Here is a 13,989-nt window from a genome sequence, read left to right as displayed (position 1 = left end):
ACGATCCGGACGGATCTCCGGTCCGGGACCCGTCGGCTCCCGGCCCGCACCGTCCGCGCGGTCAGCCGGCACGAGCCGCGCCTTCTCCGTCCGGACGGCCGGAGCAGCAGGTCGGCGCGGTACGCTATGTCGTCGTACTTGCCGTTCGCCGGGGGAATTCCGTGAAGCTGTCGATCCTCATGCCGGTCTACAACGAGGAAGAACGCATCGCGGACGCCCTGAAGCAGGCTCTCGCGGTCGACTATCCCTGCGAGATCGAGCTCGTCGTGGTGGACGACGGCAGCCGGGACGGCACCGGGGAGATCCTCGGCCGGGCCGACGACTCCCGCGTCCGCGTCATCACCCACCCCCGCAACGCCGGCAAGGGCGCCGCCATCCGGACCGCGGTGGACAACGCCGACGGCGAGTACATGGTCATCCTCGACGCCGACCTCGAGTACGACCCGCAGGACATCCCCAAGCTGCTCGCGCCGGTCCTCGACGGGCGCGCGACGGTGGTCTACGGCAACCGCACGTTCGGCAGCCACAGCGCGTACAGCTTCTGGTACGTGATGGGCAACAAGGGCGTCACGATGGTCGCGAACGTCCTGTTCAACTCCTACATCGGTGACCTGGAGACCTGCTTCAAGCTGATGCCGGTCGAGCTGTACCGCTCCCTGGAGATCCGCTCGCGCGGCTTCGGGATGGAGGCCGAGGTGACCGGCAAGCTGCTGCGCCGCCGGATCCGCCCGTACGAGGTCCCGATCAGCTATCGCGCCCGGGGGCGCGAGGAGGGCAAGAAGATCACCTGGAAGGACGGCGTCGAGGCGCTCTGGATTCTCGGCCGCGAGCGGACCCGGCGGCGCCGGGCGGGTGCCCCCGCCCGCTGATCCGCCGCCCGGCCCTCCGCGGGACCTCTCAGACCAGTGCCGGTGCGAGGAAGCCCGCCACCGAGCGCCGCAGCCCGGCCGCGTCCAACCCGTGCCACCGGGTGTGGTCGTCGGCCGACCCGTACCGCCGCAGCTCCGCCCGCCCGACGCCGAGGGCCAACAGCCGGTGCGGGCGGTCCGCCAACGCCGTCGTGACCAGCCGACTGGACGTGCCGGCCAGATAGGGCTCGACCAGGATCACGTCCGTGCCGGCGAGCGCCCGCAGTCCGGCGACGTCGAACGGCCGCGGCCGGTTCGTGTACGCCACCGTCACCGGCAGGTCCGCGACCCCGGCCAGGGCCGCGTCCAGGGTCGGCCCGACCGCCACCAGCAGCGGTGCGCCCGGACCGGCGTCCCGCACCACCCGCAGCGCGCCGTCGGCGCCGTGCGGCCGGTCGTTGGTCAGCGTCGAGAGCCGCAGGTACGCGGGGGTGTCCGCGGCCACCGCGGTGCGCAGCAGCGCCGCCACCTCGCCGGGGTGCCCGGGAACGTGCACGGTCCAGTCCCGCAGGGTGTCGATCAGCGCGACGTCGGCCGGCGACAGGTGCGTGCGGCCGGCGGCCGCCCGGTCGTACGACGCGCCGACGCTCACCAGCACCGCGCTCCCGCCCTGGTGGTCGAGGTCGAGCTTGAGCTGCTCGTACGCGCGCTCGACGAGGAACGGCGCGTAGCTGTGCACGATCGGCCGCAGCCCGGTCAGGGCCAGCCCGCCGGCCACCCCGACCATCAGTTGTTCGCGGATCCCGACGTTGACCACGCGGTCGGGGTGGCGGACCGCGGCCGGCGCGAACGCGGCGGCGGAGATGTCGGCCAGCACCAGCGCCGTACGCGGATCCTCGGCCAGCAGTGCGGTGGTGGTGTCCACGAAGGTGTCGCGCACGGTCACTCCCCGGAGTCGACGACCGCGACGACGACGTGCGGCCGGTGGTTGTCGTGGCCGGTCAGGGCCCGGTACAGGGCTTCGTGGTCGCGCCCGTCGACGGTCGCCGCGGTCCAGCCGTTCACGCTGAACCGGGCCGCCGCGCCACCCGGCCAGCCGTGGGTGGCGGAGGAGTTGTCGACCACGATCGCGGTGAGGTTGGCCAGGCCGGTCGCCCCCGCGTACGCGATCGCCTCGTGGTTGGCGCCCTCGTCCAGCTCGGCGTCGCCGAGCAGCACGTACACGCGGGGATCCACCAGGCCCTGCGCACGCAGCCCGAGTGCGGTCCCGACGCCGAGCCCGAGGCCGTGGCCGAGCGACCCGGAGCCGATCTCCACCCCGGGCACGAGCAGCCGGTCGGGGTGGTCGCCGAGCCGGCTCGTCGGGCCGCCCTGGTCGTCGAGCCAGGCGAGGGGTATGAACCCCTTCGCGGCGAGGACCGCGTAGTAGCCGGCGACCGCGTGCCCCTTGGAGAGCAGGAAGCGGTCCCGCTCCGGGTCGTCGACCGTCGCGGGGCTGATCCGCAGGATCCGGTCGTAGAGCACCCAGAGCACGTCGAGGGTGGAGTAGACGTTCGCGCCGAACTCCCGGCCGGCCCGGACGCGTTCCAGCAGCGGCGCGACCGGGTGCCGGCCGTCGAGCGGCGCGGCGGCCTCGGCGAGTGCGGCGTTGGTGGCGAGTGGGTTCATGCGGATAGCCTGCAAGTTGAACTTAACTTCAACTCAAGGCGACGTGATGCAGGAGTCACTGACCATCGGCCAGCTCTCCGCGCGCAGCGGGGTGGCACCCTCCGCGCTGCGCTACTACGAGCGGCTCGGCCTGATCCGGGCCGAGCGCACCGGCGGCAACCAGCGCCGGTACGCGCGCAGCGAGCTGCGCCGCGTGGCGTTCATCCGGATCTCCCAGCAGGTCGGCATCTCGCTGGACGAGATCCGCGATGCGCTCGACTCGCTGCCCGCCGCGCGGACCCCGACCCCGGAGGACTGGTCCCGACTGTCCCGCACCTGGCGGGACCGGCTGGACGGGAAGATCAAGCTGCTGAGCCGGTTGCGCGACGACCTCGACGGCTGCATCGGCTGCGGGTGCCTGTCGTTGCGGCGCTGCACGCTCTACAACCCGGGCGACACGCTGGCCGCCGAGGGTGCCGGCCCCCGCCGGGTCTAGCGTCGACGTTCCGGTCCGGCCCGTCAGGACGGGAGCAGCAGCACCTTCCCGACGTGCCCGTTCGACTCGACCAGGCGGTGTGCCTCGGCGGCGTCGGCCATGGGCAGTCGCCGGTCCACGACCGGCCGGATCCGCCCCGCCGCGACCAGCGGCCACACCTGCTCGCCCACGCCCCGGACGATCGCCGCCTTCTCCGCGGTCGGCCGTGAGCGGAGTGTGGTGGCGGCCACCGTCCCCCGCTTCGCCAGCAGCGCGCCCAGGTCCAGCTCGCCCTTCCGACCGCCCTGCAGACCGATCACCACGAGCCGGCCGCCGGTGGCCAGCGCTGCCACGTTCCGCCCGAGGTAGGAGCCGCCCATGATGTCGAGGATGACGTCCGCGCCCCGGCCGTCGGTGATCCGCCGGACCTCCTCGACGAAGTCCTGCTCCTGGTAGTCGATCGTGTGCGCGGCCCCCAGCTCGCGCAGCCGGTCGTGCTTCGCCGACCGGGCCGTCACCACGACCGTCGCCCCGAGCGCCGACCCGAGCTGGATGCCGAGGGTGCCGATCCCGCTGCCGCCGCCGTGCAGCAGCAGCGTCTCCCCCTCGCTCAGCCCGGCCAGCTGCACGACGTTCGACCAGACCGTGCAGGTCACCTCGGGCAGGGCCGCCGCGTCGACCAGGTCCACCCCCGCCGGCACCGGCAGCAGTTGGCCGGCCGGCACGGCTACGCGTTCCGCGTACCCGCCGCCGGCCAGCAGCGCGCACACCTCCTGGCCGACCGCCCACCCGGTCACGTCCGGACCGGTCGCGCCGACCACCCCGGAGACCTCCAGACCGGGGTACGCGGGCGCGCCCGGCGGCGGCGGGTAGTGCCCCTGCCGTTGCAGCAGGTCGGCACGGTTCACTCCGGCGGCCCGTACGTCGACCACCACCTCGCCCGGACCGGGCTCGGGATCGGGCACCTCAGCCCAGACGAGCGCGTCGGGTCCACCGGGCTCCGGGATCGTGATCGCACGCATGGACCCTGTCTACCCGATGGCCTCGCACCCCGGCAGGCCATCCCGGCCCGGAGCCACTGTGGACCCGCCGGGCGTGCCTGCTCACGTGGTGGGCAGCCGTGGCAGACTAGGCACGGTCGCGTACCCCTCGCGGGGCGTGGCCCGGGAGGGTTCGCCTAGTGGCCGATGGCGCTGGTCTTGAAAACCGGTAGGGCGGCAACGTCCTCGTGGGTTCGAATCCCACACCCTCCGCTCCGCATGGCAAGCTCATGCTCCATGATCGATGATTTCGCGAAGGACCACCTGCACGGCCAGCTGAGGCGGATACGTGAGGTGCTGGTCTGGAAGCTCGACGGCCTGTCCGAGTACGACGTCCGGCGTCCTCTGACAGCAACCGGGACCAATCTTCTCGGCTTGGTCAAGCACATGGCGACCTGCGAGGCCTGGTACTTCGGTGAGGTCTTCGACCGCCCGTTCCCGGAGCCGCTGGGGCGATGGCAGGACGCGGACGGCAGCGACCTGTGGGTGACCCCGGACGAGAGCCGCGAACAGATCATCGGTTTCTATCGGCACGCCGGGGAACATGCGGACGCGACGATCAAGGAACTTCCCGTGGACGCGCCCGGTCACGTGCCGTGGTGGCCGCGCCCCGACGTCAAGCTGTTCAACGTCATGGTCCACGTCCTTCAGGAGACCAGCCGGCATGCTGGGCACGCCGACATCCTGCGCGAGCAGCTCGATGGCCGGACCGGGATGAGGGCTGAGTACGAGGAGCAGATCGACACGGTCGCCCGCGAGGCCTACCGGGCGAAGCTTGAGCGGGCTGCCCTGGCGGCAGCTGGCGGCGGATGAATCCTTCAGCGTGTTGTGCCGCTCAGCCCTTGTGCTGCTTGACGGCGCTCACGAAGGTCGACCACGCCTCCGGAGCGAACCGCAGCGCCGGACCGGCCTGGTCCTTGCTGTCCCGTACGCCGACGACGCCGGGCAGGTTGTCGGCAACCTCGACGCAGTTGCCGCCGCTCCCCCCGCTGCGGGTGCTCTTGCGCCAGACGGCACCGGCCAGGTCACTCATGAGCGCTCCTCGATGATCATCTGGATCAGCTTCTCTGATTCTGCCTCACTTGCCGCGAGCGTCTCCAGGTCGGACCAGACGTGTTCGTACGCTGCGACCTCCGCCGGCTTGTCGAGGTAGAGCGCGCCGGTGATGTTCTCGACGTAGACGGTGGTCGGCTCTGTGGATGCCCTGCCGAACGTCCGCGGGTTGCACGCGCGGTTCCTCGGCTGGACGACGTGGCGACGGTGAGGACTGGCGAGGCGGCGCTGACGGCCGGCGACCTGGTCCACGTGACCCGGGCGGCCAGTGTGCAGTTCGTCAAGCCGGTCCGGTGCCGGGTGATCCGCGTGCTCGATTGGGTCACCTACGACGGCTGGTGCTGGCTCGACGTGTACCAGCTGGACGAGAAGGGCGACGCGGTGGCCCGCCGGTCGATCTTCGTGCAGTCGGCCGGGCTACGCGACCGCAGCCCGCCGCTAGCGGCCGTTCCGGCGGCGCAGCGCGTACCAGGCGAGGCCGGCGGCCAGCGCCGCCGTGGTGACCAGACAGCAGACCAGGGTGAGGTGCCACGGCTTGAGTGCGCCCATGGCGCGGCACTCTATCGGGAGCGGCCAACCCGATCCGCCCCGCTTCCGGTTCGCCGTCCCGCCTCGACAGGGTATGAAGGTGCGCAGGAGAAATCCCGCTCACCGGAAGGATCTGTCCCGATGACCCTGGAACGACCGATCGCCCCGGACCCGTACGAGTTGCTGCCGCCGGTTCCGTCGTTCACCCTCACCAGCGAAGACGTGCGGGACGGCGAGCCCATGGAGCTCATGCACGTCCACCCGGGCGTCGGCGGCGACAACGTCTCCCCGCACCTGGCCTGGTCCGGCTTCCCCGCCGAGACCAAGAGCTTCACGGTGACCTGCTTCGACCCGGACGCGCCCACCGGCAGCGGCTTCTGGCACTGGGTGCTGGTCAACCTGCCGGCGACGGTCACCGAGCTGCCGGCCGGCGCGAGCGGCGATGACCTGGCCGGCGCCTTCACGGTCCGTAACGACTACGGCGAGCACGGCTACGGTGGTGCCGCCCCGCCCGGCGGTGACCGCCCGCACCGGTACATCTTCGCGGTGCACGCCGTGGACGTCGAGAAGTTGGACGTCACCCCGGACTCCACCCCGGCCCAGGTCGGCTTCAACCTGGCCTTCCACACCCTGGCCCGGGCCGTGATCCGCCCCACCCACCAGGCGAAATAGCCGACCTCCTTCCCCGCGATCTTGCATTTTCCGCCCCGACGTTTCACGACAAAAGCCGCGGAACGAGGGCCACAAGTGCAAGATCGCGGGCGGGAGGGGTGTGCCCCGAGGGTCAGTGCGGGGTACGGGCTACGGCGAAGACGGACTGGCCGAACGGGGGGCGGATCCGCTGTTCCGCCGCCTTGGTGACCGGGAGGACCAGGGTGTCGTAGACCTTGACCATCGGGCCCTCCTTCGGCATCAGCCGGAAGACCTTGGTCGCCATGAAGTAGCCGATCAGGCCGAGCGCGTTCGCGTAGTGGATCTTCTCCACCGTGAGGCCGGCCTCGGTCATCGCGCCGGCCAGGGTCTTCTTCGTGTACCGCCGGACGTGGCCGGTAGCGACGTCGGCCGGGCTCATCGCGAACTCGAAGGCGGGCACGATGATGACGACCGCCCCGCCGGGCCGGACCAGGTCGCGCATGCTGCGCAGTGCGCCCACGTGGTCCTCGATGTGCTCCAGCACGTTGTACGACACCGCGGCGCTGTAGTCGCCGCGTTCCGAGTGCGGCAGCAGCATCTGGCGGACCTCGACGGACGGCTCGGCGGCGAGCCGCTCCTTCAGCGCGACCAGCCGGTCCGGATCGGCCTCGGTGGCGGTGAAGCGCGGCACCCGCTCGGCCCACTCCAGCGCGTAGTCGCCGAGCCCGCTGCCGATCTCGATCGGGTTGTCACCGAGGTAGGGCAGGGCCAGCTCGACGAACCAGCGACGGTGGTTCACCGCGGTCGCGAGGCCCTCCAGCACCTCCGACTGCACGCGCTGATTTCCGGTGATCTCTGCCATGCGTCGATTCCTCACGGTGTGACTCGACCCGCGCCTGGACCGACAGAGTGAATCATCCGCGCAGAAGGTTGAACAAATCGGGGCGTCGGGGTGGCCGAAATGTGGTCGGAGGCGGGCGCGGGATCGGGGGTCGGCGAACCCGGCACATGCTACCCAGTCCGCCGAAAGCTGTCACGGCGGCGCGATTGCATGACTACTCTCTGAATTGTTATGACTACTCCTGAATCGGGCTCATCGGTCGGCGTCCCGGGGGGCGGGGCGGCGAGGGAGGTGCCCGACCAGGAGCGGCAGCCGCCGCGTGGGTGGTCGCTCGACCTGCTTGCCGTGCTGAGCTTCGTCGCGCTGGCGTTCTGGGTGACCGTGCGGCTCTGGCTCGATCCGCGCCAGGGGATCCGGGACAACCGCACCGACCAGTCCCAGTTCGAATGGATGATGGCGCACGGTGCTCGGGTGGTGACCGATTTTGTTTATCCGTTCACGTCCGACCGGATGAACGTGCCGGAGTCGGTCAATTTGATGGCCAACACGTCCGTATTATCCGTATCTATACCAATGACGCCGGTCACTCTCCTGTCCGGACCCCGGACCTCCGTTCTGCTCTTTCTCACCCTGGGTATGGCCGCGACCGCGACGTCCTGGTATTTCCTCCTCTCCCGGGTGCTGGTCCGGTCCCGCGGTCCGGCCTGGCTCGGAGCGGTGTTCTGCGCGTACGCCCCGGCGATGATCTCGCACGCCAACGCTCATCCCAACATCGTCTCCCAGTTCGTGGTGCCGCTGATCATCTGGCGCACCCTGCGCCTCGCCGAACCGGGCCGCTGGCTGCGAAACGGACTCCTGCTCGCCCTGGTGATCGTCTGGCAGGCCTTCCTCAACCTCGAGATCCTGCTGATGACCGCGATCGGCCTCGGCGTCATCGTGGCCGCGCTCGCCCTCAGCCGGCCCGACCTGCGTCAGCGGGCACGCCCCTTCCTCGCCGGGCTGGGGGTCGCCGCCGTGGTCGCGTTCGCCGCGCTGGCCTACCCCCTCTACGTGCAGTTCTTCGGGCCTGGCGCGTACCGGGGTCTGTCCCCGCTCATCCGGGGCTACTCCACCGACCTGGCCTCCTTCGTGGCGTACTCACGGGAGTCGCTGGCCGGCGACGAGCGCGGCGCGAGAGGGCTGGCGAGGAACCCGACCGAGGAGAACTCGTTCTTCGGGTGGCCGCTGCTGTTGCTCGTCGGCGCGCTCGTCTGGTGGCTGCGCCGCGATGTCGTCGTCAAGGGCCTGGCGGTGCTCGCGGCGCTCTTCGCGGTGCTGTCGCTCGGCCGGGAGATCCGGTTCAACGGCCGGGACACCGGCGTGCCCGCACCCTGGGCCGTGCTGGAGCACCTGCCGGTCCTGCACTCGGTGGTGCCGACCCGCTGGGCGTTGGCCATCACCCCGGTCCTCGGGCTGCTGCTCGCGTACGGTGCGGAGCGGGCCCGGTCGCTCGCCGCCCGACACCCGTCGGCCCGCCCGCAGATCCGGTTCGCCACGGTCACCGTCCTGGCGATGGCCCTGGTGCCGCTCCTGCCCACCCCGTTGCCGGCGGTACGGCTCGAACCCACCCCCACGTTCGTCACCTCCGGCGCGTGGCGCCCCTACGTGACGGGCGGGCGCAGCATCGTCACCCTGCCGCTGCCCGACACCCACTACGCCGACCCGCTGCGCTGGTCGGCGGAGACCCGGCTGGAGATGCCGATCGCCCGGGGCTACTTCCTCGGCCCGGACACCCGCCCCGGCCGGCACCGGGTGGCCCTGTTCACCGCGCCACCCCGGCCGACCAGCGACTTCTTCGGCGAGATCCGCCGTACCGGCGCCGTGCCGCCGATCACCCCGCAGTCCCGGGTGGCGGCCATCGACGACCTGCGGTACTGGCGCGCCGGCGCCGTCGTGCTGGGCCCGCACCGGCACGCCGACGCGCTACGCCGGGGCATGACCGAGCTGACCGGTGTGCGGCCGACGTACACCGGTGGGGCCTGGCTCTGGGACGTGCGGGAGATCACCGACTGACGGTGGTGTCGGACGCCCGGGGCAGCCCGCCGTGGGCGGACCGGTCAGGCCGGTCGGACGCAGCAGCCCTGGCAGATCTTGGGCTTCGGGAGGGTGAAGGCGAGGCAGCACGTGCGGCGCTGGACGGTCGGCTCGCCGCCCGGGCCGGGGACCAGCTCCACCAGGTCGGCCAGGTCGAGCGCGCCGAGCAGCGCGTCGATCGCGGCGACCGAGGAGCCCGGCAGGCCGTCGGCGGCGCGCAGGATGCCGTGCGCGATCCCGGAGGCCACCGAACCCAGCAGCGTGCGGGTGCCGATCCGCACCTCGGCCTGGATCGCCGAGATCATCGGGGCGAGGTGGGCGTCGAGCAGCGAGGCACGCAGGGCCGCGAGGAGTTCCGCCTCGCCGGCGACCACCCGCACCTCGGGCAGGCCGGCCAGCGCCAGTGGGTCGCCGGGCAGGACGGCGACGGTGGTCGACCGGCGCAGGCCCAGGGTGAGCAGCGGCCGGTGGTCCTCGAAGTGGACCAGCACGTCCGACGGGTGCAGCAGGGGGACCCGTCGGGCCGACGCCCAGCCCAGTACCGCCGGCAGTGCCGTCCAGTAGCTGTACGACTTCCATGCGAGCGCCGCGCAGGCGTGCGGCGTGCCACCCCATCGGGTGCCGGCCGCGCGCAGGAACTCGGGGAGCCGGCTGCCGTCCACCAGGCCGGTGGCCGGCGACCAGCCGAACTCGTCGCCCACCACCAGGCCGCGGGCCAGCCCGGGGATGTCGTCGGTGCCGAACATCTGGCGGAGGGCGGTGGTGACCGGGGCCAGCGTGGTGGCGGCTTCCCGCCCCGGCATGACCGCTGTCACCTGCTCGTCCCCCGTCCGAAGCGCCGACTGTCTGAGCTAAGGCTAGCCTAACCAGCGCCGTCGGTCTAAGGGAAGCCTCACCTGATTTTGGGGCCTCGCCCACTCGCCTCGGCGTACTACCCGCCGCCGGGCCCGGGAAACGACCGCTGGAGTATCGACGCACATCGTTGCCGAGTCAAGGGTCCTGTCGACAAGGTGGCAGTTCTGTGCACGATTGGCGACAGAACGTGAAACTGAATACTCCCGGCCACGAGGAAGCTGATGACGACCTCACCGCTCGATCGGGCTGCCGACTCCTTCGCCGCCGAACTCGCCCGGCACCGGACCGGGCGGGGGCTGTCCAAGAAACAGCTGGCGACGCTGATGGGGTTCGACCCCTCGTACGTCAGCCACGTCGAGGGGCGCCGACACCGCCCCACCGAGGACTTCGCCCGCCGGGCGGAGGCCGTCCTGGAGGCCAGCGGAGCGATCTGGCAGCGCTTCCGGGAGTACGACGAGCTGCGCCACGCCCGCGGCGACAAGGCCCACCACCGGGAACCGCCGGGCCCCGGGCAGTGGCTCCCGCCCGGCACCGGCCTCATCGTCGAACGCGAACAGGCCACCCTCACCTACCTCGACGAGGCGTACCGGTGCGTCATCCGCCGGGAGCTCTACAACGCGGGCACCGAACCGGTCACCCGCTACCTCGTGCGCGTGGCCGTCGACCGCTACCCCAGCGACCCGGGCCGCTCCAACCGCCACCACCGCGAACATCCGCTCACCTTCGCCGAGCTGCAACTGCGCGCGCACCGGCTGGACGGGGACGAACGCGAGGCCATGCACTGGCGGGCCAAACACGACCGGGACGCGTTCAAGGAGATCTGGCTGCTCTTCGAGAACGGAGACCGTCGCTTTCCGCTCTACCCCGGCGACCGCGCCACCATCGAATACGCGTACCACGTCGGCGCGGACAAGTGGGGGCCGTGGTTCCAGCGGGCGGTCCGCGTGCCCACCCGGCACCTCGCCGTACGCCTCGACCTGCCGGCGGCCCTCGACCCGCAGGTCTGGGGCGCGGAGACCTCGCTCTCGGCGGAGGAGGGCCCGCTGCGCACCCCGGTCGCCCGCCGGACGGAGGACGACCGGGTGCTGTTCGACTGGGCGACCGACGAGCCGCCGCTGAACGCCCGCTACCGGCTGCAGTGGCGGTTCCGGGCCCGGCCCGACGTCGAGCCGGAGGAACCGGGTCGGGTCCGGCCCAGCGACCGGATGCGCGGCCTCGGCATCCTCCAGCGCGGCGCCGACCTGCTGCGGCAGCCCGCCCAGCCGTTCGACCTGCCGAGCGAGGAGCAGGCGGCCCGGGACCTCGTCGACCGGCTCGCCGCGGCGCTGCTCCGCCTCGACGAGCTGCACCCGTTCAGCAAGGGCGTCGGGATCGCCGCCCCGCAACTCGGCATCGGCCGGGCCGCCGCGCTCGTCCGGCCCCCGGACCGGGCCGCCGAGCCGGTCGTCCTGCTCAACCCGCGGGTCGTCGACGCGTCACCGGACGCCGACGAGCAGTACGAGGGGTGTCTCTCCTTCTTCGACCACCGCGGCCTGGTGCCCCGCCCGCTCCGGATCGACGTCGAGCACGCCCACCTCGACGGCGGCCGGATCATCACCTCGTTCGAGTACGGGATGGCCCGCCTCGTCGCCCACGAGATCGACCACCTGGAGGGGCACCTCTACACCGACCGGATGGCTCCCGGCGTACCGCTGGTGCCCATCGAGGAGTACGGCTACTCCGGCCAGCCCTGGCGGTACTGACGCCGAACCCGGCTTTGCCGGCCAGTCGCCGCTGTGCCGGGCGGCCCGGCCAGGCGCTGCTGGTGCCGGGCGGCACGACCACGTCCGCCCAGGTGGGAAGGACGGCGGGGCGGACGTGGTCGTGCGGGGCGGTGCCGGACCGCCCGTTCGGGGGGACCGGGACGCGTGCCCGAGCGGGCGGAGGCACGCGCCCCGGTCCTGGGGGGAGAAACGCTTCTCAGAGCCCGCCGAAGGTGTCGTACCGGGTTCGCTCCGGCGGAACGTCGTCCCCGGCCAGTACGCGCAGCGTCGCCCGGACCATCGGTGCCGAACCGGAGACGTAGCAGTCGTGACTCGTCCACGGGCCGTACCGCGCGAGCACGTCCGAGATGTCGCCCAGCTCGCCGTCGAAGCCCTCGTCCGCACTGCACGCCGGCGTCACCGACAGCCACGGATGCCGGGCGACCAGTTCCCGGAGCCCGGGGAGGCCGTACAGGTCGTCGCGCGTCCGCGCCCCGTAGAAGACGTGCACCCAGCGCGTCCGGTTGTAGCTCGCCAGCTCCTCGACGAGGGCCTTGATCGGGGCCAGCCCGACCCCGCCGGCGACGCAGAGGAGATCCCGCTCCGACGTGCGGTCCAGCGTCATCGAGCCCATCGGGGCGGCCACCCGCAGCAGGTCACCCGGCCGCACCCGGCGCACCAGCGCGCCCGACACCCAACCCGCGCCCGGCGGCGTCCGGACGTGGAACTCCAGCACGTTGTCGTCGTTCGGCGCGTTCGCCACCGAGTACGTGCGCCACACCCGCGGGTGGTAGCGGGGCACCTCGACGCTCACGTACTGGCCCGCCCGCCAGGGCAGCGGGTGCTGCAGGGCGCGGACGGTCAGCACCGCGGTGTCCGATCCGTACCGCTCGTGGGTCAGCACCTCGGCGTGCCAGAACGGCGGGTTCTCGTCCGCCGCCGCCCCGGCGAGCATCTTCTCCGAGATCGCCGCGTACGCGTCCCGCCAGGCCTGGTCGTACTCCAGGTTCCAGCCGTCGCCGGCGGTGCTGCGCAGCGCGTCCAGCAGCGCGACGCCCATGGTCTCGTAGTTCCCCGCCTCGACCCGGTACTTCCGGTGGTCCCGGCCGAGAGCCCGGAGGAACTCGTCGAAGCTCTCCGGGTCGTCGACCGTGTGGATGGCGGTGATGATCGCCTCCAGCAGGCGGTCACCCTGGCCGGTCATCTGCACCGGGAAGAGCGACCGCAGCTCCGGGTCCAGGAGGAAGAGCCGGGCGTAGAAGTGACCGCTCAACCGGTCCCGGTGCTCCTCGACCAGGGTCCAGCTCTCCTTCAGCAGCCGCGCGACGTCATCCACGGGGGCGTGCTCCTTCTCCGTACGGGGATCGGGCACCCATAGAATGTCCACGGAGAGTGTCGACCGGTCGCACAGAATGTGCGACCGGCTCGTGAGGCCTCCTCGCCGCCACGGTCGGGCGTTCGGTCAGGCACAGTGGTGCGGTGACCCTCGAGCTGGACCGCCCGGTCGCCCGCCGGACCCTGGGCACCGAGACGCTGCTGGTGCTCGGCCTGTCCCTCGGCCAGTCGGCCGTCTACGCCCTCGTGTCGATCGTCGCCAAGCTCACCGCCGACGGCCCGCTGTCCGCGCAGACGGCCGCGCTGAACACCTCCCGATCCGCGCGGCCGTACCTCGACCTCACGTACCAGCTGCTCGGCATCGCGTTCGCGCTGCTGCCGGTGCTGCTCGCCGTACACCTGCTGGCGCGGGACCCCGGCGACCCGGCCCGGACCCTCGGCCTGGACGCCCGGCGACCCGGTCAGGACCTCGCTCGCGGCGCCGGCCTGGCCGCGCTGATCGGGCTGCCCGGCCTCGCCCTGTTCTGGGCGGCGGCCCAGCTCGGCCTCAACGCCACGCTCGTGCCGGCCGCGCTGCCCGACCTGTGGTGGGCGGTCCCCGTGCTGATCCTCGCCGCCGTGCAGAACGCCGTGCTGGAAGAGGTGATCGTGGTCGGTTACCTGGTCACCCGGCTCCGGCAGCTCCAGTGGCGGCTCGTCGCGGTCGTCGCGACGAGTGCGCTGCTGCGCGGCTCGTACCACCTGTACCAGGGCTTCGGCGCGTTCCTCGGCAACGCGATCATGGGCGTGGTGTTCAGCCTGTTCTACCTGCGGACCCGGCGGGTGCTGGCGCTGGTGGTGGCGCACACGCTGCTCGACATCGTGGCCTTCGTCGGCTACAGCCTGCTGCCCAAGGAATGGTTCGACTGGCTCTGACGAG

Annotated in this window: 15 protein-coding genes, 1 tRNA gene and 1 pseudogene; 9 read left to right on the top strand and 8 right to left on the bottom strand. The window is 72.0% G+C overall.

Annotated elements, in window-relative coordinates:
• Nucleotides 1-161 precede the first annotated feature (161 nt).
• Nucleotides 162-869: a glycosyltransferase family 2 protein gene (locus tag EV376_RS04495; protein WP_130320885.1), complete on the top strand. Its 708-nt coding sequence runs from the start codon at nucleotides 162-164 to the stop codon at nucleotides 867-869.
• A gap of 28 nt (nucleotides 870-897) precedes the next feature.
• Here the strand turns inward: EV376_RS04495 and EV376_RS04490 are convergent, their stop codons facing one another.
• Entirely contained in the window at nucleotides 898-1,788 is an 891-nt protein-coding gene (locus EV376_RS04490) for a transketolase (protein WP_130320884.1), read from the bottom strand.
• Between the two features lie 2 nt (nucleotides 1,789-1,790).
• Complete coding sequence (locus EV376_RS04485) at nucleotides 1,791-2,516, bottom strand: thiamine pyrophosphate-dependent enzyme (RefSeq protein ID WP_130320883.1); 726 nt, start codon at nucleotides 2,514-2,516, stop codon at nucleotides 1,791-1,793.
• A gap of 46 nt (nucleotides 2,517-2,562) precedes the next feature.
• Here EV376_RS04485 and soxR point away from each other — a divergent pair, with 46 nt between their 5' ends.
• A complete protein-coding gene (gene soxR / locus EV376_RS04480; protein WP_130320882.1) occupies nucleotides 2,563-2,991 on the top strand; it encodes a redox-sensitive transcriptional activator SoxR in 429 nt (142 codons plus the stop codon).
• Between the two features lie 23 nt (nucleotides 2,992-3,014).
• Here the strand turns inward: soxR and EV376_RS04475 are convergent, their stop codons facing one another.
• Complete coding sequence (locus tag EV376_RS04475; RefSeq protein ID WP_130320881.1) at nucleotides 3,015-3,992, bottom strand: NAD(P)H-quinone oxidoreductase; 978 nt, start codon at nucleotides 3,990-3,992, stop codon at nucleotides 3,015-3,017.
• Between the two features lie 144 nt (nucleotides 3,993-4,136).
• Here EV376_RS04475 and EV376_RS04470 point away from each other — a divergent pair.
• A tRNA-Ser gene (locus EV376_RS04470) sits at nucleotides 4,137-4,223 on the top strand.
• Nucleotides 4,224-4,247: 24 nt separating this feature from the next.
• Complete coding sequence (locus EV376_RS04465; RefSeq protein WP_130320880.1) at nucleotides 4,248-4,823, top strand: DinB family protein; 576 nt, start codon at nucleotides 4,248-4,250, stop codon at nucleotides 4,821-4,823.
• 22 nt (nucleotides 4,824-4,845) lie between these two features.
• Here EV376_RS04465 and EV376_RS04460 read toward each other — a convergent pair whose 3' ends face one another.
• Together EV376_RS04460 and EV376_RS04455 are read right to left on the bottom strand one after the other, a co-directional pair.
• Nucleotides 4,846-5,043 carry a DUF397 domain-containing protein gene (locus EV376_RS04460; protein WP_130320879.1) on the bottom strand — a complete coding sequence of 66 codons (198 nt, stop codon included), beginning with the start codon at nucleotides 5,041-5,043 and terminating at the stop codon, nucleotides 4,846-4,848.
• Nucleotides 5,040-5,315, bottom strand: a complete 276-nt coding sequence (locus EV376_RS04455) for a Scr1 family TA system antitoxin-like transcriptional regulator (RefSeq protein WP_486482513.1) — start codon at nucleotides 5,313-5,315, stop codon at nucleotides 5,040-5,042. The genes EV376_RS04460 and EV376_RS04455 overlap by 4 nt, the downstream gene beginning before the upstream one ends.
• Between EV376_RS04455 and EV376_RS30435 the strand changes: the two are divergent.
• Together EV376_RS30435 and EV376_RS04450 are read left to right on the top strand one after the other, a co-directional pair.
• Nucleotides 5,292-5,558, top strand: a pseudogene (locus tag EV376_RS30435) (hypothetical protein); the annotation flags it as partial. The gene EV376_RS04455 and the pseudogene EV376_RS30435 overlap by 24 nt on opposite strands.
• 174 nt (nucleotides 5,559-5,732) lie before the next feature.
• The gene (locus EV376_RS04450; protein ID WP_130320878.1) at nucleotides 5,733-6,263 is read left to right on the top strand and encodes a YbhB/YbcL family Raf kinase inhibitor-like protein; all 531 of its coding nucleotides are present in this window, start codon (nucleotides 5,733-5,735) and stop codon (nucleotides 6,261-6,263) included.
• A gap of 112 nt (nucleotides 6,264-6,375) precedes the next feature.
• Here the strand turns inward: EV376_RS04450 and EV376_RS04445 are convergent, their stop codons facing one another.
• Complete coding sequence (locus EV376_RS04445) at nucleotides 6,376-7,086, bottom strand: methyltransferase domain-containing protein (RefSeq protein ID WP_130320877.1); 711 nt, start codon at nucleotides 7,084-7,086, stop codon at nucleotides 6,376-6,378.
• Nucleotides 7,087-7,296: 210 nt separating this feature from the next.
• On the opposite strand from EV376_RS04445, the gene EV376_RS04440 reads away from it, so the two are divergent.
• Entirely contained in the window at nucleotides 7,297-9,117 is a 1,821-nt protein-coding gene (locus tag EV376_RS04440; protein WP_130320876.1) for a DUF6311 domain-containing protein, read from the top strand.
• Nucleotides 9,118-9,161: 44 nt separating this feature from the next.
• On the opposite strand, the gene EV376_RS04435 is transcribed toward EV376_RS04440, so the two are convergent.
• Nucleotides 9,162-9,941 (bottom strand): IucA/IucC family C-terminal-domain containing protein, encoded by a 780-nt coding sequence (locus EV376_RS04435; RefSeq protein ID WP_130328515.1) that lies wholly within the window; start codon nucleotides 9,939-9,941, stop codon nucleotides 9,162-9,164.
• Between the two features lie 273 nt (nucleotides 9,942-10,214).
• Here EV376_RS04435 and EV376_RS04430 point away from each other — a divergent pair, with 273 nt between their 5' ends.
• Nucleotides 10,215-11,735, top strand: coding sequence for a peptide deformylase (locus EV376_RS04430; protein ID WP_130320875.1), 1,521 nt, complete (start codon nucleotides 10,215-10,217; stop codon nucleotides 11,733-11,735).
• A gap of 217 nt (nucleotides 11,736-11,952) precedes the next feature.
• Here EV376_RS04430 and EV376_RS04425 read toward each other — a convergent pair whose 3' ends face one another.
• Nucleotides 11,953-13,071 (bottom strand): globin domain-containing protein, encoded by a 1,119-nt coding sequence (locus tag EV376_RS04425; RefSeq protein ID WP_130320874.1) that lies wholly within the window; start codon nucleotides 13,069-13,071, stop codon nucleotides 11,953-11,955.
• Nucleotides 13,072-13,214: 143 nt separating this feature from the next.
• Here EV376_RS04425 and EV376_RS04420 point away from each other — a divergent pair, with 143 nt between their 5' ends.
• Complete coding sequence (locus tag EV376_RS04420; RefSeq protein ID WP_130320873.1) at nucleotides 13,215-13,985, top strand: CPBP family intramembrane glutamic endopeptidase; 771 nt, start codon at nucleotides 13,215-13,217, stop codon at nucleotides 13,983-13,985.
• Nucleotides 13,986-13,989: the final 4 nt, after the last annotated feature.

The sequence above is a fragment of the Micromonospora sp. CNZ295 genome, assembly GCF_004217535.1.
The sequence above is the reverse complement of the archived record's forward strand: the minus strand, read 5'-3'. Positions and strand labels throughout refer to the sequence as shown.

Bases quoted from the DNA above. Each gene is read 5' to 3' on its own strand.
- EV376_RS04485 (WP_130320883.1), bottom strand. From the start codon at position 2,516: ATGAACCCACTCGCCACCAACGCCGCACTCGCCGAGGCCGCCGCGCCG.
- soxR (WP_130320882.1), top strand. From the start codon at position 2,563: ATGCAGGAGTCACTGACCATCGGCCAGCTCTCCGCGCGCAGCGGGGTG.
- EV376_RS04475 (WP_130320881.1), bottom strand. From the start codon at position 3,992: ATGCGTGCGATCACGATCCCGGAGCCCGGTGGACCCGACGCGCTCGTC.
- EV376_RS04465 (WP_130320880.1), top strand. From the start codon at position 4,248: ATGATCGATGATTTCGCGAAGGACCACCTGCACGGCCAGCTGAGGCGG.
- EV376_RS04460 (WP_130320879.1), bottom strand. From the start codon at position 5,043: ATGAGTGACCTGGCCGGTGCCGTCTGGCGCAAGAGCACCCGCAGCGGG.
- EV376_RS04450 (WP_130320878.1), top strand. From the start codon at position 5,733: ATGACCCTGGAACGACCGATCGCCCCGGACCCGTACGAGTTGCTGCCG.
- EV376_RS04445 (WP_130320877.1), bottom strand. From the start codon at position 7,086: ATGGCAGAGATCACCGGAAATCAGCGCGTGCAGTCGGAGGTGCTGGAG.
- EV376_RS04440 (WP_130320876.1), top strand. From the start codon at position 7,297: ATGACTACTCCTGAATCGGGCTCATCGGTCGGCGTCCCGGGGGGCGGG.
- EV376_RS04435 (WP_130328515.1), bottom strand. From the start codon at position 9,941: ATGCCGGGGCGGGAAGCCGCCACCACGCTGGCCCCGGTCACCACCGCC.
- EV376_RS04430 (WP_130320875.1), top strand. From the start codon at position 10,215: ATGACGACCTCACCGCTCGATCGGGCTGCCGACTCCTTCGCCGCCGAA.